We start from the raw sequence: 20,187 nt of genomic DNA, 5'->3' as shown, positions 1-20,187 counted from the left end.
ATGCCACCCGGCGCCGACAGCGCCGGAGGATCAGGCGACCAGGCTCAGCTCGTCGGCGGTGACGGCGCTGGTGACGGGGCCGGTGACGCCACCGGTGACGCCGCCCGGGGCGACGGGCGCGGGCAGCCGCACCAGGCGGGCGTGGACGTGCGGCGGGATGCCGACGCGCAGCAGGATCGCGAGCGAGCCGGTCGTGGCGACCGCGGCGTAGATGACGTTCGCCTCGACGCCGGCGAGCACGCCGTACGCCCCGGCCAGCAGCGCGTCGACGACCAGCATCACCCAGCCCGTCACCGCGATCGCGGTGACGTCGTGGCTGCGCCAGGCGGTGAGCGCCGCGGGGGTGACCAGCAGCGCGACCGAGCAGCCGAGCACCACCGTGACGGGGCCCTGGCCGATCCACAGCGCGGACACCGCGGCGGTGGAGACGACCGCGCCCCAGACGAACGGCAGCCAGAGCCGCTCGCGCGAGCCGCCGCGGTGCCAGGCCAGGACGAGCGCGCCGGCGGTCGCCGGGATGCTCACCGCGGCCGGGAGGGCGACCCAGACGTCGCGCTCGAGGGTGCCGTACGCCGTCCACGCCACGTTGCTGATGCTCGAGCAGCCGAGCGCCGCGACGCTGACGCCGGCCGCCGAGGCGGTGCGGCGCAGCTTCCGGAACTGCGGCACGGTGTAGCCGAAGGCCAGGAGGGTCGCGGCGAGCCCGATGAGGCTCGTGAGCTCGAGAGGCACTGCTCGTCCATCCGTTCTGCTGCGCGGGCGCGCACGTACGACGCGGCCGGCCCGTCGGTGGACGGGACGACCGCGGGGGGTCTGTTTCCGGTGAGGGTGGAGCGCGATCAGCCGGCGAGTCATCAGCCGGGCCGCTCCACGGGAAATCTTACGGCATCTGGGGACGTGCTCCGGACGATCTGCGGACTCACACCCTCCGCGGAGGGGTGATCTCCGGCACACGACGCCCCTAACCTGGGGCCCACCTGGCTCGTTGAGCCCAGGACCGCCCCGCCAGCACTGGAGTCGCCATGTCGCACCCCGTCCTCCGCCAGCTCCTCACCGCGCTCGCGGCCGCGGCCCTCGTGGTCGGGTCGGCCGTCGGCGCCGGCGTGCTGCTCACCTCCGCGGGCACCGCGACCGCCTCCGCGGCCCCTCCGGGGTGCATCGCGGAGCAGAACACCTACGACGACGAGAGCGCCCGCGCCGAGCGGCTCGAGCGCGTGCTGGCGAAGAAGTCCGCCAACGTGACGAGCGCCCGGAAGGCCTACCAGAAGACCGCGAAGGGCTCGAAGCAGCGAGTGAAGGCCAAGCAGCTGCTCGAGCAGCGCAAGAAGGCCAAGAAACGCGCCAAGGCCGACCTCGTCCGGACCCGGGCCGACCGCGAGGCCGCGCGCCAGGACCTCGAGGACTGCCGCGCCCTGGCCACCTCCAGCCCGACGGCGACGCCCACCACCGGTGGCCCGACCGCGACCGTGACGCTGAACCCGAGCCCCAGCCCGTCGTGCTCGCCCTCGGCCAGCCCGACGAGCGCCCCGAGCACCCCGGCCCCCACGCTGCCGACCTCGCCGACCTCGCCGACCACGCCGACCTCGCCGACCACGCCGACCTCGCCGACCACGCCGGTGGCCAGCCCCACCGCCGACCCCTGTGGCGGCGGCAGCCCGCTGGACCCGCTCTGCGACCTGCTGCCGATCCCGATCCTCTGCTCGCTGCCCTGAGACCAGGAGCGCGGGCCGGGCGGGTCGGGCCAGGCCAGGCCGAGTGGGATCAGGTCAGGTCAGGCGCTGCGGTCCGCGCGGTCGATGTCGCGCTCGAGGGCGGCGACCGCCTCCGGCTTCCCGTGGAAGCGGCGGTAGCTGTAGACGAGCAGGGCGAGCGCGACGATCCCCGAGACGATCTGGGTGATGCCGGTGGCGATGCCGCCGGGCAGCCACCAGGAGTCGGAGAAGGCCCACCACGACGGCGCGTCCGGCTTGATGCTCCACAGCACGCCCGCGGCGACCAGCAGCAGCGCGCCGGAGGTGGAGAGCAGGATCCGCAGCGGGGTCTCGACGGACTCGGCGGCGCCCTTGAGCGCGCGGTACTTGACCGGGTCGAGACGTCGCTCGGCCCACTCGTACTGCTGGCTGAGCACCGCCAGGCCCCCGAAGAGCATGAGCAGCCCCGGCCCGGGGAGCACGAGGGCGGCGATGCCGGCGACGACGAGGAGCCAGCCGACGACCTCGAGGGTCACCCGGCGGGCCGCACCCTTCACGTGTCCAGCTCCGTCACCGCTCCGAGGTCCGCCATGACCCCGAGCATCGCAGAGCGCGGCAACCGCATCAGCCGGCCTGGCCGCCGTACGCCGCGACGTACGCCCGTCCGTCGTCCTCGAGGCGGCCGTGGGCCTCGGCGACCGCGGCCCACCGCAGCGTCATCCGCAGGAACCGCAGCGGGTTGTAGACGTCCTCCTCGCGCGAGAAGAGTCCGTCGCCGGCGTAGGTCATGATCGTCAGGTTCGACTCCGAGTGGACCGAGCCGTCGCCGGGGTCCGGCATCGGGTTGCCCACCTCGCAGATGAGGCGCGAGCGCTCGACGTCGACGGTCTGCCAGGCCAGCGGGAAGCCGGTCATCAGCCGCCCGGGGAAGCTCGTCATCGTCCGCACCGACCACGCCCGGATCTCCTCGCGGCCGCGGAAGGTGCCGTAGGCGTGCTCGACGTACGTCGCGTCCTCGGTGAACAGGTCGGCGTAGCCGCGCCAGTCGCCGCTCGCCACGAAGCCGGCGACCTGCCGGTGGAACGCGGCGTACGCCTCGGTGATCTCCTCGGCGCTGAACGTGCCGGTGCTGGCGCCGGTGGTGCTGGCGCTGGTGGCGGGTGTCGTGGTCACGAGGTCGTCCTCTGGGCGTAGGCGGTGGCGGCGGCGTGCACGGCGGCGACGTACTCCTCGGCGTGGTTGTAGGTGAACACCGCGGCGGACCAGCCGGCCCCGGTGGCGAGGTCGTGCCCGTCGGCGCACAGGTAGCGGGCGGCGGCGAGCGCGGCGTCGTCGAGGTCGTGGGGGTCCTCGGTGCCGTCGCCGTCGCCGTCGGCGGACCAGGTGCGCCACGACGAGGGGATGAACTGCAGCGGTCCGACGGCGTGGTCCCAGTCGCGGTTGCCGTGCCAACGGCTGGACCGCGGCGTGGCCGGGATCGCCGCGAACCGCCCACCGTCCAGCGCCGGACCCAGGATCGGTTCGGACGGGACGCCGTCCTCGCCGAGCGTGCGGCCGTCGATCGTGCCGTGCTGGGACTCCACCCAGCCGATGCCCGCCAGCGTCGTCCAGCCGAGCGCGCAGCCCTCGGGGGCCATCAGGGTGGCGCGGCCGTACGCCGTCAGGGCCGGCAGCGGGATGCCTGCCTTGCCGGCGGTCTCGGCGGCCCACGCCGCGTCGACGAGGGGTACGCCGCCGGGCGCGCGGGCCGCGGACCGGCCGGCCCGCCCTGGCTCCACCTGTCCCGGACCGGCCTGTCCCGACCGCGCCGGTGCCGCGCCGTCGTCGGGCGGGGCCACGAGGTCGGGGTCTGGCGTACCGGTGACCGCACCCGCGGGCCGGCTGCGGGCGGGGTCGAGCACCTGCTGCTGGACCCAGAACGCCGCACCCGAGAGCAGCGCCAGCACGAGCACGAACCCCAGGGCCGCGGGCAGGCCGCGCACCCGACCGGTCATGCGGACCGGCCGGCGGCGTCGGCGTTCTTCGTTGCCTGGTGCGGGGCGTGGCTGATGGTGACCTCCTGGGCGGGGTCCAGCATGTCCGCCGTCGACGCGTGTGTCGAGGCGGTCGGCCGGTCGGCGAGCACTCCGCGCGGACGTCGCGCGGGCAGGACGGCCACGTGCTGGATGATCGCCGGGTGAGCACCTCGATCCTGCTGCTGGTGCTCGCGGTCGCGCTCGAGGCGGTCGGTCTCGCGGTGCTCCTCGGGCTGTGGCTGGGCGGGCGACGCCGCGTGCGGGTGCTGCGCGCCGAGGTCGCCGCGCTCGAGGACGCCGCGCTCGGCGGCGGGCGCAGGACCCCGCGGCGGCTGGTGCCGCGGCCCGACGAGGTGGTCAAGGCGGTCTGGGAGACCGCGGCGCTGGTGCGGGAGAAGGGCCTCGGTGGGGCCTTGCGCACCTCGGTCGAGGACCTCGCCGGCTGGGCGCAGGTGGAGCGGCCCGACCTGGTGCGGCTCGCGGGCGCCGACGGCACGGTCGCGATCCTCTTCTCCGACATCGAGGGCTCGACGGCGCTCAACGAGCGGCTCGGCGACCAGGCGTTCGTCCGGCTGCTGGCCCGCCACGACCAGCTGGTCCGCAGCCGGGTGGCGCGGCACGTCGGCCACGTGGTGAAGACCCAGGGCGACGGGTTCATGGTCGCCTTCTCCACCGCCGAGCAGGCCGTGCGGTGCGCCTCGTCGGTGCAGCGCGCCCTCGACCGCGGGCGGCTCAAGGGCCGCACGCCGGTCGCGGTGCGCATCGGCATCCACCAGGGCGACGTGGTCCACCGCGACAACGACATCTTCGGCCGCAACGTCGCCCACGCCGCCCGCGTCGCGGCGCTGGCCGGCGGCGGCGAGGTGCTGGTCAGCGGGCCCGTCGCAGACGCGCTGGCCGGCCACGACGACCTGGTGCTGACCGAGCCCCGCGCCGTGGAGCTGAAGGGGCTGGCCGGCGAGCACCTCGTCGCCGCCGTCGACTGGTCCGCGGGCTAACCGGGTCAACCCGGGCGGCGTCCTCGGGCGGCGTCCTCGGGCCGGTCCACGACGGTTCACTTGCGTGGCAATGTCCCCGTTCCGGCCCGCAGGACCGCGACAACCGCGCAATTGCGCGATTCCGGCCATCCGCACCCCCGACCCGCGCGATCCTCCTCGCATGGCCACGGTCCTGGTCGCCGACGACGACCCCGACATCCGCTACCTCCTCGAGGTCAACCTCCAGCTCTCGGGGCACGAGGTCGTGTCGGCCGGCGACGGCCGGGAGGCGCTGCGGGCCCACGCCGACCACGAGGTCGACGTCGCGGTGCTGGACGTGTCGATGCCGGACGCGACGGGCCTGGAGGTGATCCGGTCGATCCGCCACGGCGACCGGCGCGCCGCGATCCCGATCGTGCTGCTCACCGCCCTCGCCCACCCCGACGACCGCGAGCGCGGGCTGGCGGCGGGCGCGGACGACTACATGACCAAGCCGTTCAGCATGCGCTCGCTGTGCTCCTGGGTCGACCGGCACGCGGTCACCGGCTGACCCCTCGCAGCGACTGTCGGTGCCGTCGGCGAGCATGAGCCCATGAGCGGAGCTTCGGGGGACCTGCGGGCCGACGTCGTCGTGGTCGGTGCCGGCCTGGCCGGCCTGGTCGCCGCGGCGGAGGCCGCGGACGCCGGCCGCAGCGTGCTGCTGCTGGACCAGGAGGGGGAGCAGAACCTCGGCGGCCAGGCGTTCTGGAGCCTCGGCGGGCTCTTCCTCGTCGACAGCCCCGAGCAGCGCCGGATGGGCGTCAAGGACAACCTGGAGCTGGCCCGGCAGGACTGGTTCGGCAGCGCGCAGTTCGACCGGCCCGAGGACCGCTGGCCGCGCGCCTGGGCGGAGGCCTACCTCCAGTTCGCCGCCGGCGAGAAGCGCTCCTGGCTGCGGCAGATGGGCCACCGCGTCTTCCCGGTGGTCGGCTGGGCCGAGCGCGGCGACGGCACGGCCGGCGGCCACGGCAACTCGGTCCCCCGCTTCCACATCACCTGGGGCACCGGGCCCGGCGTCGTCGAGCCGTTCGAGCGGCGGGTGCGCGACCACGTCGCGGGCGGACGCATCCGGTTCGGCTTCCGCCACCGCGTCGACGGGCTGGTCGTCGAGGGCGGCGTCGCCGTCGGCGTGCACGGATCGCTCCTGGAGCCCGACCCCGCCGACCGCGGCCGGCCGACCAGCCGCGCGGTGGTCGGCGACTTCGAGGCGCGCGGGTCGGCGGTCGTGGTGACGAGCGGCGGCATCGGTGGCGACCTGGAGCTGGTACGTCGCAGCTGGCCGGCCCGCCTCGGCACGCCCCCGCGGCGGATGGTCGCCGGGGTGCCCGCCCACGTCGACGGCCGGATGCTGCAGATCACCCAGGCCGCCGGTGCGACCGTCGTCAACCCCGACCGGATGTGGCACTACGTCGAGGGCCTGCGCAACTGGGACCCGATCTGGGACGACCACGGCATCCGGATCCTCCCCGGCCCCTCCTCGCTGTGGCTCGACGCCGAGGGCAACCGGCTGCCGGCGCCGTACTTCCCCGGCTTCGACACCCTCGGCACGCTGCGCCACCTGCGCGCGACCGGCCACGACTACTCCTGGTTCGTGTTGACCCAGCGGATCATCGAGAAGGAGTTCGCGCTGTCGGGCTCCGAGCAGAACCCCGACCTCACCGGCAAGGACATCAGGCTCCTGCTCTCGCGGGTCAAGAAGGGCGCGGCCGGCCCGGTCGAAGCGTTCAAGCAGCACGGTGAGGACTTCGTCGTCGCCGAGACCCTCGAGGAGCTCGTCGCCGGCATGAACCGGGTCGGTGACGACGACGTGCCGCCCCTCGACCCCGCCCGCGTGCGCGCCGTCGTCGAGGCGCGCGACCGCGAGATGGACAACACCTTCGGCAAGGACGCCCAGGTCACCGCGATCCACGGGGCGCGGACCTACCGCGGGGACAAGCTGATCCGCGTCGCCACGCCGCACAAGCTGCTCGACCGCGCGGCCGGCCCGCTGATCGCGGTGCGGCTCAACATCCTCTCCCGCAAGACCCTCGGCGGGCTGGAGACCGACCTCGACGGCCGCTGCCTGCGCGCCGACGGCACGCCCTTCCCCGGGCTGTGGGCCGCGGGCGAGGTCGCCGGGTTCGGCGGCGGCGGGATGATGGGCTACAACGCGCTCGAGGGGACGTTCCTCGGCGGCTGCATCTTCTCCGGCCGCGTGGCCGGCCGGGCCGCCGCGGCGGCGGTCGCCTCCTGAGCCGGTCGGGTCAGTCCCGCGGCAGCGTCTGCCCGCGGGCCAGATCGACCAGGTCGGCGATCGAGTCGACCACCCGGGTGGGCCGGTAGGGGAAGGTCTCGACCTGCTCGCGCCGGGTCGAGCCGGTCAGCACCAGCACGGTGCGCAGGCCCGCCTCGAGCCCGCTGACGATGTCGGTGTCCATCCGGTCGCCGATCATCACCGCCGACTCCGAGTGCGCGTCGAGCCGGTTGAGCGCCGAGCGCATCATCAGCGGGTTCGGCTTGCCGACGAAGTACGGCGAGCGCCCGGTCGCGGTGCTGATCAGCGCCGCCACCGAACCGGTCGCGGGCAGCTTGCCCTGCTGGCTGGGCCCGCTCGGGTCGGGGTTGGTCGCGATGAACCGTGCCCCGTCGTCGATCAGCCGGATCGCCTTGGTGATCGCCTCGAAGGAGTAGGTGCGGGTCTCCCCCAGCACGACGTAGTCGGGGTCGCGGTCGGTCAGCACGTACCCGATGTCGTGCAGCGCCGTCGTCAGACCGGCCTCCCCGACGACGTACGCCCGGCCCCGCGGCCGCTGGTCGGCCAGGAACTGGGCGGTGGCCAGCGCCGAGGTCCAGATCGCCTCCTCCGGCACGTCGATGCCGCTCGCGAGCAGCCGCGAGCGCAGGTCGCGCGGGGTATAGATCGAGTTGTTGGTGAGCACGAGGAACTTCCGGCCCGACGCCTTGAGCGCCTCCAGGAACTCCCCCGCCCCCGGGATCGGCTCCTCCTCGTGCACCAGCACGCCGTCCATGTCGGTCAGCCAGTACTCGATCAGCCGGTCCTCGCTCATGCCCCCGAGTCTGGCAGGCCCGCGCGTCTTCCTGACTCCCCTGGGACTCCCGCGGGCCGCTCCTCTCCCTGCCGACCCGCCGGCCCGGTTGTCCACAGGCCGCGGGCCGTCGGCGGGATAGTCCGTGACGTTTGGCAGGCGATCCCGGCCGAAACACCTGCCGACCGTCACGGACTACCCCGGCACCCGGCAGGGTTACTCGGCGAGGACGCGCCGGACGACGGCGTCGAGGTCGTCGGGCGGGAAACCGGCGGCGAGGGCGGCGCGGACGGCGTCGGCCAGGTGGTCGAGCTCGGGGGGCGGGGCGTCGTCCTCGGGGCCGAGCGCGTGCTCGCGGACGAGCCGGGCGACCTCGTCGGGCGCCTCGGCCGGGGCCAGGTGGCCCACGCCGTCGAGCTCGACGAACGTGCCGCCGGTGGCGGTGGCGAGCTCGAGGAGCAGGCCGGGCGGGGTGGGTACGTCGTGCGAGCCGGCCACCGCGAGCACGGGCACGGCGACCTCGGCGGACCGGAGCCGGTCGCGGACGTCGAAGGCGGCGATCGCGGCGCACACCGCGGCGTACGCCTCGTCGTCGGTCTCGGTCAGGGAGGTGAGCAGCGCGGACACGCGCTCGGGGTCGCGGTCGACGAAGCCGGGGCCGAACCAGCGGCGGTTCGAGGCCTCGACGAGCGCCTCGGTGCCGCGCTCGCGGACGGTGTCGGCGCGCTCGAGCCAGGTGGCGGGCTCGCCGAGCCGGGCTCCCGTGCCCAGCAGGGTCGCGGACTCGACCCGGTGCGGGGCGTCGAGGAGCAGCTGCAGCCCGACGGCCCCGCCGACCGAGTCGCCGGCGTAGTGGAAGGAGGGGGCGTGCAGCCCCTGGGACATCGTGCCGACGAGGTCGAGCACGCCGCCGGCGAGGTCCGCCACGGTGAGCGGTTCCCCGCCGGCGGCGCGGTCGGCGTGCGTCGTGCGGTTGGTGCCGTGCCCCGGCAGGTCCCAGGCGACGACCTGGAAGTCGCGCGCGAGCGTCCGCGCGCAGGCGCTCCACAGGGCGGTCGCCGACGTGCCCAACGACGGGCCGAGGACCAGCAGGGGGTGGTCGGGCCGCCCGCCGAGGCGGACGGCCGTCAGCGAGGCGGTCAGAGGACGAGCAGGGCCAGGACGATGACGGCGATGATCAGGGCGATGACGGCGATGGTGCGGGTGTTCATGGTTCACCTTTCTCGGGGGTGACGGGCTGGTGCCCGGCCCGCGGTGGCCACAAACCCCCAGGTCAGGGGTGGTCCGGTCCGGTCCGGGCCGGAGGGGTGCCGCCGACGAGGAGAGCAAGCACCCGGCCCATCAGGTCGTCGGGCACGGCGGCGGGGTCGGTCGTCCGCTCGATGGCGAGCCCGTTGGAGAGCGCGAGCAGCAGCGTCGCCACCGACGACGCGGGCAGGGGCAGCTCGGCGCCGGCCTGCTCGGCGTGCGCGGTGACCGCCTCGGCGACGGTGGCGCGCAGCTCGCGGTGGCGCAGCACGAAGGAGTCGTCGGCCCGCCCGGTGCGCACGGCCCGCTGCCACAGCTCGAGGAAGAGCAGGTGCCAGTCGTGCTGCTCGTCGCTCGCGGCGGTCAGCCGGTCACCGAGCGCCTGGGCCCGCTCGGCCAACGTCGTGGAGGGGTCGTCGACGGCGGCGAGCCCGAGGTCGAGGTACGCCGACACGCGATCGTCCGCGAGCGCGGCGACCAGCCCCTCCTTGCTGCCGAAGTTGGAGTAGACCGCGCCCTTGGTGAACCCCGCGGCGGCCGCCACGTCGTCGAGGCTCGTCCGGTCGATCCCCTGGCGGGCGAAGGTCCGGGCGGCCGCGTCGAGCAGCGCGCGGCGTACCTCCTCGCGCGCGGGCCGGCGGCGGCCCTCCACGCCCGACGCCGCAGACGCCCGGGACGTCGCGGAAGCCGACCCGGACACCGACCCGGCCGCCGATCCCGTTGACATGGCCCGGGACGATACTCGAAAGTATCGGATACCGCTCAGTATCGAGGGAGGACCTTCCGTGCTGCTCCGCACCGCGACCCGTCCGGCCGCGCGCACCACCGACGCCCTGCGCCCCGCCGTCCGGTGGGGCCTGGGGCACGCGCTGCCCCGCACCGTGATCGCGAGCGCCGGCCGCCGCGGCGACCTGCACGGGCAGCTCATCGTCCACACCAGCACCAGCACGGACGCGCCCGTCGAGCTCTTCGACGCCATCCGTGCGCAGGGCCCCCTCCACCGGGCGCGCTACGCGTACGTCACCGCGACGCTGCCGGTGGTCCGCGAGGTGCTGGCCAACCCCGACGTCCGCGCCGGGGTCGACCTCGGCACCGGCGCCGGGCCGCTGGGCCGACTCGGTCGCTGGGCCCACCGGACGACGCCGATGGGCCCGCTCACGCCGCCGTCGCTGCTGGTCACCGAGCCGCCGGACCACACCCGGATGCGCAAGCTGGTCACCCGGGTCTTCTCGGTCAAGGCCGTCCAGCGCCTGCGCGAGCGGACCGAGGAGATCGCCGACGACCTGCTCACCTCCCTGGAGCAGCAGGCCGGGGCCGGGCGCCCCGTCGACCTGGTCGAGGCCTACTGCGCCCTCCTGCCGGTGACGGTGATCGCCGAGGTCCTCGGCGTGCCCGACTCCGAGCGGCACACGGTGCTGGAGTTCGGCACCGCGGCCGCGCCGAGCCTGGACCTCGGCCTGTCGTGGCGCCGGTTCCGCACCGTCGAGCGGGCGCTGTCGTCGTTCGAGGCCTGGCTGGTCGACCACATCGAGGCCAAGCGGCGCGACCCCGGCGACGACCTGCTCAGCCAGATGGTCGCCGCCCGCGACGACGACGGCGTCGCGCTGACCGACCGCGAGCTCATCGCGACGGCGGGCCTGGTGCTCGCGGCCGGGTTCGAGACGACCGTCAACCTGCTCTCCAACGGCATCGCGCTGCTCCAGGAGCACCCCGACCAGCGGACGCTGCTCGCCGCGGAGCCCGACCGGTGGTCCAACGCGGTCGAGGAGGTGCTGCGCCACGACCCGCCGGTGCTGCTCACCGGCCGCACGGTCGTCCGCGACACCGAGATCGCCGGCACCCGCGTCCCCCGCGGCGCCGTCGTGACCACCCTGCTCGCCGGCGCCAACCGCGACCCCGACGTCTTCGCCGACCCGCACCGCTTCGACGTCGCCCGCGAGAACGCCGCCGACCACGTGTCGTTCTCCGCCGGCCGGCACTTCTGCCTCGGCGCCGCCCTGGCGAGGATGGAGGGGCAGGTCGGCCTCCAGCGGATCACCGAGCGGTTCCCCGACCTCCGCCTGGCCCCCGGCGCCACCCGCCGCGACACCCGCATCCTGCGCGGGTACGAGCGGTTGCCCGCCGTGCTGGGCTGAGGCTCGAGCCGGTCGCCAGGAACCGGCGGGGCCCCGGACACACCACGGGCCCCGCCGCATCGGCGGGGCCCGCGGCGTACGTCGGGGTGGTCAGCCCTTCAGCGCCTCCAGCACGTCGGGGTTCTCCTCGAGCCAGGCCTCGACGGCCTCGTCCTCGCGGCCCTCGCCGAACTCGTTGACGACGAGGTTCTCCAGCGAGCCGTACTGGTCGTCGTCGAGCGACAGCCGGCTGATCATCTCGGCGACCTCGGGGTGCTCCTCGGAGAAGCCCTCGGTCGCGATCGCGTTCAGCGTCTCGGCCTCGCCCAGCGCGCCCTCGGGGTCCTCGAGGTCCTTGACCGGGAACTCGGAGTTGGCCCAGAACGGCTTCCACAGCGTGACGACGATCGGCTGCTCGGCGTCGGTGGCCTTGCGCAGCTCGGCGAGCATCGCGGTCGTCGAGGACTCGACCAGCTCGAAGTCCTCGTCCAGGCCGTAGGCCGGCATGACCGACTCCTTGGTGACCTTCGTCAGGCCGGCGCCGGGCTCGATGCCGATGATCTTGCCGTCGTACTCGCTGGCCTTGCCCTGCAGGTCGGCGATCGACTCGAGGTCGCTGTACTCCGGCACCGCGAAGGTCAGCTTGGCGCCCTCGTAGTAGGCGCCGAGGTCCTCCAGGTCGTCACCGAACTGGTCCATGTACGCCGCGTGGGTGACCTGCGGCCACGCCGAGGGGTAGATGTCGATGTCGCCGTTGGCGACGCCGGTGTAGAGCGGGGCGGCCTCGGAGATCTCGGTGATCTCGACCGTGTAGCCCTCGTCCTCGAGGACGTTCTTCCACAGGTGCGCGGCGCTGAGGCCGTCGGTCCACGAGGGGATGATCCCCAGGGTGATGTTCTTGTCCCCGCCGCTGCTGGCGGAGGCGTCGTCGGATGCGTCGTCGGAGCCGCACGCGGTCGCCATCGCCCCCAGGGTCAGGAGGCTGGCCGTCGCGACGGCCCGGCGCAGTGCCCGCTTGCTGTTCATTCGTCGTTCCTCTCGTCGTGCACGTGGCTGCCCGGGAGGACCGGGCCCCGAGACTCCGGCGGGCTGTGCGGGCCGCGCCGGGTGGCTGGTGGAGGGTCCGGGTCAGGCCTGGGCGCCCTCCCGCTCCGAGGCGGCCGGGTCGGCGGGAGTCGCCGGGGTGGCAGGGGTGGCAGGGGTGCCCGAGGCGGTCGAGGAGAGCGAGCCGGCCGCCGCGGACGAGGGGCCCGCGTCCGCGGTGGCCCGGCGTCGGGCGAGGAGGGTGCGCAGACGCCCGCGACCCGGCGTACGACCGCCCGCCGAGGCGGTGACCCGGTCGAGGTAGACCGCGAGCACCACCACGGAGAGGCCGGCCTCGAAGCCGAGGCCGATGTCGAGGCGGGAGATCGAGCTGGTGACCGCGCCGCCGAGGCCGCCACCGCCGACGAGACCGGCGATGACCGCCATCGACAGCGCCAGCATGATCACCTGGTTGACGCCGGCCATGACGGTCGGCAGGGCGAGCGGCAGCTGGGTCTCGCGGAGGATCTGACCGGGGGTCGCGCCGAACGCGTGCCCGGCCTCGACGACCTCGGCGTCGACCTGGCGGATGCCGAGCTCGGTGAGCCGCACCGCCGGGGGCAGCGCGAAGATCACCGTCGCGACCAGCGCGGGCGGCGAGCCGATGCTGAAGAGCATGACCACCGGGACGAGCCAGACGAACGCCGGCATCGTCTGCATCAGGTCCATGACGGGCCGCACGATCCGGCTGAACCGGTCCGAGCGGGCGGCAAGCACCCCCAGCGGGATGCCGATCACCAGGGCGACGAGCGTCGCGACCAGGACGAGCGACAGGGTCGCCATCGCGTTGGTCCACTGCTCGACGCCGATGACGCCGGCCAGCCCGACGAACGAGCCGAGGCCGAGCTTCCAGTCCTTGGCGAGCCAGGCCACGAGCGCCAGCACCGCGGCGGTGACCAGCGGCGCCGGCCCGTCGAGCAGGTCGGTGAGCCCGTCGACGGTGGTCTCGGTGAGGTCGGCGACCGCGTCGATCGCGCCGCCGAGGTGGTCCTGGACCCACTCGAAGCCCTCGAGGATCCAGTCACCGAGGGGGATGCGCGGGACGCCGTCGACGCGCTCCCAGTCCTCCGCGGCGAGCGGTCGGACGTCGGTGGTCGCGCTCATGCGGGCGCCCCTTCCTCGATGAGCACCGGGTGCACGGCGTCGGCCGCCTCGGTCCCGGCGACGCTGCCCAGGGCGGCGAGCAGGGTGACCCGCGGGATCACCCCGAGCAGCCGGCCCCGCTCGTCGATGACGGCCAGCGCGGTCGCGCTGTCCGCGGACGCGGCGAAGAGGTCGGCGACGGAGGTGTCGGGTCCGACGGAGATCGCCGCCTCCATCACGCCCGTGAGGTCGTCGCGCCCGGCGCGGACCGCGTCGGCGGCGGCCGCCTCGGTGACCACGCCGCGCAGGCGACGGTCCCGGTCGACGACCATGACCGCGGCGAGCTGGTGCTCGCGGATGACCTTGTGCGCGGCGCGCGGGCCCTGGCTCGCGCCGATGACCGCGACGGGCGGCTCCATGACCGACGAGGCGGTCAGCACGCGGGTGCGGTCGACGTCCTGGACGAACTGGGCCACGTAGTCGTTGGCGGGGTCGTTGAGGATCTGCTCGGCGGTGCCCTGCTGGACGATGCGGCCGTCGCGCATCATCGCGATCCGGTCGCCGAGACGCATCGCCTCGTTGAGGTCGTGGGTGATGAAGAGGATCGTCTTGCCCAGCTCGTGCTGCAGCTCGACGAGCTGGTCCTGCATCTCGCGCCGGATCAGCGGGTCGAGCGCGCTGAACGCCTCGTCCATGAGCATCACGTCGGTCTCGGCCGCGAGCGCGCGGGCCAGGCCCACGCGCTGCCGCATGCCGCCGGACAGCTCACCGGGCAGCGAGCCGCCCCAGCCGCCGAGGCCGACCAGCTCCAGGGCGCGCTCGGCGCGGCGCTCGCGGTCGGCGCGGTTGACCCCCCGCACCTTGAGGCCGTACGCCGCGTTCTGGCCGACGGTGCGGTGCGGCAGCAGCGCGAAGTGCTGGAAGACCATGCTCACCCGCTCGCGGCGCACCCGTCGCAGCCCGCGGGCGTCGAGCGAGGTCAGGTCGTCGCCGCCCACGCGGATCGTGCCCGACGTCGGGGGCAGCAGGCCGTTGACGGTGCGGATGAGGGTGGACTTGCCGGAGCCGCTCAGGCCCATGACCACGAAGATCTCGCCCTCGGCGACCTCGAAGGAGGCGTCGATGACCGCGGCCGTCCAGCCCTCCTCGCGCAGATCCTCGCGGGTGGCGCCGGACCGCAGGCGCTCGACGGCACGTTCGGGTCGGCGACCGAAGACCTTGAAGACCTCGTGCGCCTCGATGACTGGCACTTGGGTGCAGCTCCTCCACCGTGGGCGCCGACCTGTCGTCGGCACCGCTGACCTGCGGCCGGACGACGCACACCACGACACCACACGGACACGCGTCGCGCGTCCGGGGCGGATCGCGGGCCACGAAGTGGAGGACGCCCGAATCGTCCCACCGGTCTCGAGCCGCACCGGCAACCTAGCGGGGGGTCACCTCTTCGTCCAAGAAAAGGTGACGGTTCGGTAACAAGGCCGCGCCACGCCTCCCGGACTGCTACTGCGCACCGTCCGCGATCAGCATCCGACGCCGGTGACGTCGCCGTCGGAGAGCCGGTCCCGGCCGCGGCCGAGGTCGTGGGCCGAGCAGTAGTAGAAGCTCAGCAGCGGGTCCCGCTGCAGCCGCACCGATTGGCGGCCGCCCCCCGCGGTCGGCTCGAGGTAGCGGAACGACGTGCGCAGCAGCGCCTCCGGCCCGCCACGGTGCTTGAGGTAGCGGTCGAGCCAGCGCTGGACGTAGGCGCTGGTGAGCGCCTGGCCGTGCCGGCTCGCCGGCAGCACCAGGGGGATGTCGGTGTAGTCGAGGTGGGTCGAGGCGCGCGGGACGACGAGCATCGCGTCGTGCCGCGAGCGCGCCCACCGGTCGTAGCCGGCCTTCCGCTCGCGCCGCGGGTCCGGCCCGTCGAGGGAGGGCGAGGGCACCAGCGAGGTGCCGGCCGAGAGCAGGTACGGCGCGACGGTGAACCCGTACTCCGACTGCACCGCGAGCGCCGGCACCCGCGGCACGGTCTCGTTGGCCGGCACCGTCGGGACCGTCCCGCCGTCGGTGCCGGCGAAGAGCTTGTCGAGCGCGACGACCGTCGCCACCCGGTCGTCGGTGCCCTGCACCTCCGAGACCGCGCGGGCGCCCAGCGAGTGCCCGATGATCGCGAGCCGCGTGGTGCGGCCCGGCGTCGCCGTGCGCCGGTCGGGGCTGCGGTCGAAGAGCCGCCAGAACGGGTTGAACCGGTCCGGGCTCGCGCCCGCCGACGCGGGGTTGGCGTAGGGCTTCGCGGGGGTCGAGACGAAGAAGTCGATGGCGTCCTCGGTGCCGACCACGAAGTTGGCGAGCTGCTGGAACGGCACGCCCGGGCAGCCGAGCATCTCGCGGTCGCGCGGGGGCGCGAACGGGTTGCAGAACGGCAGCGCGGAGAGCTGGTCGCCCGCCCCGGGCACCGGCTCGTGGGGCAGGGTCTCGCTGCGGCCCTGGCCCTGCACGTCGTAGGTCAGCACGACGTACCCGCGCTCGGCGAGGTCCTGAGCGAGCCAGCGGTACATCCCCTCGGACCCCTGCACCGAGCCGGGGGTGACGACCACGCCCGGGAACGGTCCGCGCAGCCGCTTGCCCGTGTAGGGGTCCTTCGCGCCCGGGAGCGGGCGGTGGACCGTGCCGCGCAGCAGCGCGCCGTAGCGGTTGGTGAAGGACACGTCGCGGGTCCGCCCGCGGGTGCCGTCCCAGCCGGCGCGCAGCGGGTTGCCGACGTTCCAGCCGGGCACGACCTGGCCGGCGGTCAGCGCGAGCCGGCTCGGGCTCGCCGCCTGCGCGACCAGCTGGGCGACCGAGGTGGCACCGACCTGCTGCACCAGCGCCGGGAGGTACGCCGGGTCGCGCAGCTGCCCGCCGGGCCCGGTGATCCGTCCGTAGGCGTCGGCGATGTTCTGCAGGTCGCGGGCGACGTACACCGGCGAGTGCACGGCCGGGCCGTCGTCGGCCCGCACCGCGGACCCGGGTGGCGCGACGGCGACCGTCGCACCGAGCAGGGCGGTGGTCAGCAGGGCCAGGGCGCGGGCGGTCCGGGGTCGTCGCACGGCCGACCAACGACCGCCCGCGCGCCGGGTTACCTCAGACGAAGTGGTTGTCGTGGCGCGCGCAGAACGCGACGTACTCCTCCTGGCTCACCTCGCGGCCCGACGTGAACATCGCGACCAGGCCCTCGAAGTAGGCCTCCCGCGGCGCGCCCGGCGCGAAGAGGATGAGCATCGAGGCCGCCTCCCCCGACTCGTTGCGGAAGGCGTGGACCGACCCCTCGGGCACGAAGCAGAAGTCGCCCGGCCCCGCGTCGGTCCAGCCGCGCCCGTCGTGCAGCCGGACCGTGCCGGACAGCACGAAAAACGCCTCGGACATCGTGCGGTGGAAGTGGGGCGCCGGCCCGCCGGGCTGCGGACCCATGTCCCAGCGGTACAGCCCGTAGCGACCGTCCGTCGAGGCGCCGGTGGCCAGGTAGTGGGCGAACCCGCCCAGGGTGTCGAGGTCGGCCGGCGCGTCGGCCCGCCGGAGCGTCGCCGCCGTGGCCGGCTCCGCCGCGGCGTACCGCTCGGGCGGGTAGGCGGCTGCCGCGCCCCAGGGCTCGGGGTAGGTCATGGACCGACGGTCGCACCTCGAGGGACGCCGTCGCACCCCCTCGGCCGGACCGGCCGGCCGTGCCGGGACACGCTCAGCCGACCGCGCCGACGCTGATGGTGACGTCGTCGAGCGCGGCGCGGTACTGGTCGTTGTCGCTGGAGGTGACGTCCTTGCCGCCGATGCGCACCGGCGCGGTGTTCGCGACGGACCCGGCCGGGGAGGCCCTGCGCGCCCGGGCGACCCCGTCGACCAGCACGACGACCTCGGTCGCGGTGCGGGAGCACGCCACCTCGTGCCAGGCGCCGTCCGCCACGTTGGCGGACGAGGCCGAGGCCACCACGACCACCCGGCCACGGGAGCTGTTGACCACGCAGCTCGGCCGGCCGTTGTCGACCTGGAGCTTGTACTGCCCGCCGGCCTGGGAGTAGTAGCCCTTCTGCACGACGTTCATCGAGCGCGCGCTCTCCGTCCGGGTCATCCGGACGTCCGCGGTGATCGTGAAGGGTGCGGTCCCGGGATCGAGGACGGTGCTGTCGGCCACCTCGACGAGAGCACGGCCGCAGGTCGGGCAGGGGTAGCGGACGCCCCGGCCGGTGCTCCCCTCGACCACGGTCAGCGCGCCGCGGTTGGTGACCACGACGCCGCGGGCGACGCCGCTCGCGTCGTGCACGACCGACCCGGGAGCGAGGGCGTCCTGCTCGAAGTCCAGGTGCAGCACCACGGTCGGGGTCGTCGCGGCCCCCGCGCCCGGGCCCACGGCGAGCGGCACCACCAACGAGGCCGCGCACGCAGCCAGCACCGCTGCGCCCGGGCGCCGCCGTCGCGACCGTCCCTCGTCCCGCCGACCCGTCATGGCACGCCTCCAGGTAGCGCCCGTGCCGGTGCACGGAGCACGCGCCTCACGCTGCCACGGGCCTCGCCGCCGCGCGTCCCCCGATCGCGGTATCGCCCGGTCGCCCGGGAACGACGAAGCGGCCCCCACCGCCGGTGGGAGCCGCTCACGTCCTGCGCGCCTGTAGGGATTCGAACCCCAAACCTTCTGATCCGTAGTCAGATGCTCTATCCGTTGAGCTACAGGCGCCCGTCCACCTCGCGGCGGACAAGGGAAGACCTTAGCCGACAGGGGCGAGGATGCCGAAATCTCGACCCCGGATCCGCCCCGGTGTGACCTGGCCCACGGACCGTTGAACGATCCAATACTCGGCCCCGGAGGGCGGGGGTACATTCAGCGGACCCGGAGGGACCGGTACGCATTGTGCCGCCCACCGGACTCGTCACAAAAGTCGCCGACAACGAGGCCGCGCGATCCACATCAGCTCCACGACACACCGTCGATACGCTCGACGGCCGGCGTCGCCCCGGACCACCCGGGCGGCGTCCGCGAATGCGCGAGAGGGAACGGAACCCAAGGTTATGACCGCCGAGACCCAGGCACCGACCACCCACCGAGGCATCGCCGACTTCGTCGAGAAGTGGGCGGCGATCATGCAGCCGGACAGCATCCACTGGTGCACCGGTGACGACGCCGAGTGGGAGGAGCTGACCCGGGCGCTGGAGTCCACCGGCACCTTCACGCGGCTCAACCCCGAGCTCAAGCCGAACTCCTTCTACGCCGCCTCCGACCCCATCGACGTCGCGCGCGTCGAGGACCGCACCTACATCTGCTCCGTGGACGAGAAGGACGCCGGGCCCACCAACAACTGGATGGCGCCCGACGAGATGAAGTCCCTCATGAACGGCCTCTACGAGGGCTGCATGAAGGGCCGCACGATGTACGTCATCCCCTTCGTGATGGGCCACCTCGAGGCCGAGCGCCCGATGTTCGGCATCGAGATCACCGACTCGGCGTACGTCACCGCCTCCATGCGCGTCATGGCCCGCATGGGCACCAACGTCCTGCGCCGGATGGAGGAGCTCGACGCCGACTTCGTCGAGGCCGTCCACTCCGTCGGCCACCCCCTCGCCGAGGGCGAGAAGGACGTCAAGTGGCCCTGCAACGACACCAAGTACATCGTGCAGTTCCCCGAGGAGCGCGCGATCTGGTCCTTCGGCTCCGGCTACGGCGGCAACGCGCTGCTCGGCAAGAAGTGCTACGCCCTGCGCATCGCCAGCGTCATGGCGCGCGACGAGGGCTGGCTGGCCGAGCACATGCTCATCCTCAAGCTCACCAGCCCCGCGGGCGTCGTGAAGTACATCGCCGCGGCCTTCCCGAGCGCCTGCGGCAAGACCAACCTCGCCATGCTCGAGCCGACCATCCCCGGCTGGAAGGTCGAGACCCTCGGCGACGACATCGCCTGGATGCGCGTCGGCGAGGACGGGCGCCTGTGGGCGGTCAACCCCGAGTACGGCTTCTTCGGCGTCGCGCCGGGCACGAACTACCACACGAACCCGAACGCGATGAAGACCATCGAGAAGGGCAACTCGGTCTTCACCAACGTCGCGCTCACCGAGGACGGCGACGTCTGGTGGGAGGGCCTGGAGAACCCGCCGGCCAAGGCGACCTCCTGGAAGGGCGAGCCCTGGACCCCCGAGTCCGAGGAGCTCTCCAGCCACCCCAACAGCCGCTACTGCACCCCGATCAAGCAGTGCGACATCCTCGCGGAGGAGTACGACGACCCGCGCGGCGTCCCGATCGACGCGATCCTCTTCGGCGGCCGCCGCAAGACGACCGTCCCGCTGGTCTTCGAGGCCCGCGACTGGACCCACGGCACCTTCCTCGGCGCGACGCTCTCCTCGGAGACCACCGCCGCCGCGGTCGGCGCGGTCGGCGTCGTGCGCCGCGACCCGATGGCGATGCTGCCGTTCATCGGCTACAACGCCGGTGACTACTTCAACCACTGGATCACCGTCGGCAAGGACAACGACGCGGCGAAGCTGCCGAAGATCTTCTACGTCAACTGGTTCCGCCGCGACGACGAGGGCGGCTTCCTGTGGCCGGGCTTCGGTGAGAACAGCCGCGTGCTGAAGTGGATCGTGGAGCGCATCGACGGCCAGGCCGCAGCCGAGGAGACCGCGGTCGGCCACGTGCCGGCGCCCGGCGCGCTCGACGTCGACGGGCTCGACATGTCCGAGGACGCGCTGCGCGCCGCCCTCGCGGTCGACCCGGAGGAGTGGAAGGCCGAGATCCCGCAGATCCAGGAGTGGTTCGAGAAGTTCGGCGACGACCTGCCGGCCGTGCTCTGGACCGAGCTCGACGGCCTGAAGGCCCGCCTGGGCGTCTGAGCCGCCCGCAGCACCCCGCACCACCCGAAGCACGGCCCGAGGGCCCCGTCCGCACCCGGACGGGGCCCTCGGTGCGTGTGGGA

At 74.0% G+C, this 20,187-nt stretch carries 20 protein-coding genes and 1 tRNA gene; 6 read left to right on the top strand and 15 right to left on the bottom strand.

The annotated features are described in order from the left end of the window. Positions 1-30: 30 nt before the first annotated feature. A complete protein-coding gene (locus QWY29_RS08165; RefSeq protein WP_300960219.1) occupies positions 31-732 on the bottom strand; it encodes a SemiSWEET family transporter in 702 nt (233 codons plus the stop codon). A 290-nt stretch (positions 733-1,022) separates the two neighbouring features. Between QWY29_RS08165 and QWY29_RS08160 the strand changes: the two genes are divergently transcribed. Next, the gene (locus QWY29_RS08160) at positions 1,023-1,712 is read left to right on the top strand and encodes a hypothetical protein (RefSeq protein ID WP_300960218.1); all 690 of its coding nucleotides are present in this window, start codon (positions 1,023-1,025) and stop codon (positions 1,710-1,712) included. A gap of 59 nt (positions 1,713-1,771) precedes the next feature. Here the strand turns inward: QWY29_RS08160 and QWY29_RS08155 are convergent, their stop codons facing one another. From QWY29_RS08155 to QWY29_RS08140, 4 genes are all read right to left on the bottom strand, one after another. Further along, the gene (locus QWY29_RS08155; protein ID WP_300960217.1) at positions 1,772-2,227 is read right to left on the bottom strand and encodes a PGPGW domain-containing protein; all 456 of its coding nucleotides are present in this window, start codon (positions 2,225-2,227) and stop codon (positions 1,772-1,774) included. Between the two features lie 88 nt (positions 2,228-2,315). Then, positions 2,316-2,864: a nuclear transport factor 2 family protein gene (locus QWY29_RS08150; protein ID WP_300960216.1), complete on the bottom strand. Its 549-nt coding sequence runs from the start codon at positions 2,862-2,864 to the stop codon at positions 2,316-2,318. After that, on the bottom strand, positions 2,861-3,685 hold the full coding sequence (locus tag QWY29_RS08145) for a lytic murein transglycosylase (RefSeq protein WP_300960215.1): 825 nt from the start codon (positions 3,683-3,685) through the stop codon (positions 2,861-2,863). The genes QWY29_RS08150 and QWY29_RS08145 overlap by 4 nt, the downstream gene beginning before the upstream one ends. After that, complete coding sequence (locus QWY29_RS08140; protein ID WP_300960214.1) at positions 3,682-3,849, bottom strand: hypothetical protein; 168 nt, start codon at positions 3,847-3,849, stop codon at positions 3,682-3,684. Before QWY29_RS08140 ends, QWY29_RS08145 begins: the two co-directional genes overlap by 4 nt. Positions 3,850-3,867: 18 nt before the next feature. On the opposite strand from QWY29_RS08140, the gene QWY29_RS08135 reads away from it, so the two are divergent. From QWY29_RS08135 to QWY29_RS08125, 3 genes are all read left to right on the top strand, one after another. Then, the gene (locus tag QWY29_RS08135) at positions 3,868-4,704 is read left to right on the top strand and encodes an adenylate/guanylate cyclase domain-containing protein (RefSeq protein WP_300960213.1); all 837 of its coding nucleotides are present in this window, start codon (positions 3,868-3,870) and stop codon (positions 4,702-4,704) included. Positions 4,705-4,864: 160 nt separating this feature from the next. Then, complete coding sequence (locus tag QWY29_RS08130) at positions 4,865-5,233, top strand: response regulator transcription factor (RefSeq protein WP_300960212.1); 369 nt, start codon at positions 4,865-4,867, stop codon at positions 5,231-5,233. Between the two features lie 42 nt (positions 5,234-5,275). Continuing rightward, positions 5,276-6,955 (top strand): FAD-binding dehydrogenase, encoded by a 1,680-nt coding sequence (locus tag QWY29_RS08125; RefSeq protein WP_300960211.1) that lies wholly within the window; start codon positions 5,276-5,278, stop codon positions 6,953-6,955. Between the two features lie 10 nt (positions 6,956-6,965). Here the strand turns inward: QWY29_RS08125 and QWY29_RS08120 are convergent, their stop codons facing one another. From QWY29_RS08120 to QWY29_RS08110, 3 genes are all read right to left on the bottom strand, one after another. Next, on the bottom strand, positions 6,966-7,769 hold the full coding sequence (locus QWY29_RS08120) for an HAD-IIA family hydrolase (RefSeq protein ID WP_300960210.1): 804 nt from the start codon (positions 7,767-7,769) through the stop codon (positions 6,966-6,968). A gap of 195 nt (positions 7,770-7,964) precedes the next feature. Then, complete coding sequence (locus QWY29_RS08115; protein WP_300960209.1) at positions 7,965-8,966, bottom strand: alpha/beta fold hydrolase; 1,002 nt, start codon at positions 8,964-8,966, stop codon at positions 7,965-7,967. Between the two features lie 55 nt (positions 8,967-9,021). Then, entirely contained in the window at positions 9,022-9,723 is a 702-nt protein-coding gene (locus QWY29_RS08110) for a TetR/AcrR family transcriptional regulator (RefSeq protein WP_300960208.1), read from the bottom strand. 58 nt (positions 9,724-9,781) lie between these two features. Between QWY29_RS08110 and QWY29_RS08105 the strand changes: the two genes are divergently transcribed. Continuing rightward, on the top strand, positions 9,782-11,131 hold the full coding sequence (locus tag QWY29_RS08105) for a cytochrome P450 (protein WP_300960207.1): 1,350 nt from the start codon (positions 9,782-9,784) through the stop codon (positions 11,129-11,131). Positions 11,132-11,221: 90 nt separating this feature from the next. Here QWY29_RS08105 and QWY29_RS08100 read toward each other — a convergent pair whose 3' ends face one another. The 7 genes from QWY29_RS08100 to QWY29_RS08070 form a co-directional block, all read right to left on the bottom strand. After that, entirely contained in the window at positions 11,222-12,136 is a 915-nt protein-coding gene (locus QWY29_RS08100; protein ID WP_300960206.1) for a glycine betaine ABC transporter substrate-binding protein, read from the bottom strand. Between the two features lie 102 nt (positions 12,137-12,238). After that, positions 12,239-13,297 carry an ABC transporter permease gene (locus QWY29_RS08095; RefSeq protein WP_300960205.1) on the bottom strand — a complete coding sequence of 353 codons (1,059 nt, stop codon included), beginning with the start codon at positions 13,295-13,297 and terminating at the stop codon, positions 12,239-12,241. Further along, on the bottom strand, positions 13,294-14,526 hold the full coding sequence (locus QWY29_RS08090) for a quaternary amine ABC transporter ATP-binding protein (RefSeq protein WP_300960204.1): 1,233 nt from the start codon (positions 14,524-14,526) through the stop codon (positions 13,294-13,296). Before QWY29_RS08090 ends, QWY29_RS08095 begins: the two co-directional genes overlap by 4 nt. A gap of 270 nt (positions 14,527-14,796) precedes the next feature. Next, positions 14,797-16,347: an alpha/beta hydrolase family protein gene (locus QWY29_RS08085; protein WP_300960203.1), complete on the bottom strand. Its 1,551-nt coding sequence runs from the start codon at positions 16,345-16,347 to the stop codon at positions 14,797-14,799. Positions 16,348-16,381: 34 nt separating this feature from the next. After that, the gene (locus QWY29_RS08080) at positions 16,382-16,900 is read right to left on the bottom strand and encodes a cupin domain-containing protein (protein ID WP_300960202.1); all 519 of its coding nucleotides are present in this window, start codon (positions 16,898-16,900) and stop codon (positions 16,382-16,384) included. A gap of 73 nt (positions 16,901-16,973) precedes the next feature. Further along, complete coding sequence (locus QWY29_RS08075) at positions 16,974-17,651, bottom strand: LamG-like jellyroll fold domain-containing protein (RefSeq protein ID WP_300960201.1); 678 nt, start codon at positions 17,649-17,651, stop codon at positions 16,974-16,976. A 239-nt stretch (positions 17,652-17,890) separates the two neighbouring features. Then, a tRNA-Arg gene (locus QWY29_RS08070) sits at positions 17,891-17,963 on the bottom strand. A gap of 332 nt (positions 17,964-18,295) precedes the next feature. Here QWY29_RS08070 and QWY29_RS08065 point away from each other — a divergent pair. Then, on the top strand, positions 18,296-20,104 hold the full coding sequence (locus QWY29_RS08065; protein ID WP_300960200.1) for a phosphoenolpyruvate carboxykinase (GTP): 1,809 nt from the start codon (positions 18,296-18,298) through the stop codon (positions 20,102-20,104). Positions 20,105-20,187: the final 83 nt, after the last annotated feature.

Source organism: Nocardioides abyssi (assembly GCF_030412915.1).
GTDB lineage: Bacteria > Actinomycetota > Actinomycetes > Propionibacteriales > Nocardioidaceae > Nocardioides > Nocardioides abyssi.
The sequence above is the reverse complement of the archived record's forward strand: the minus strand, read 5'-3'. Positions and strand labels throughout refer to the sequence as shown.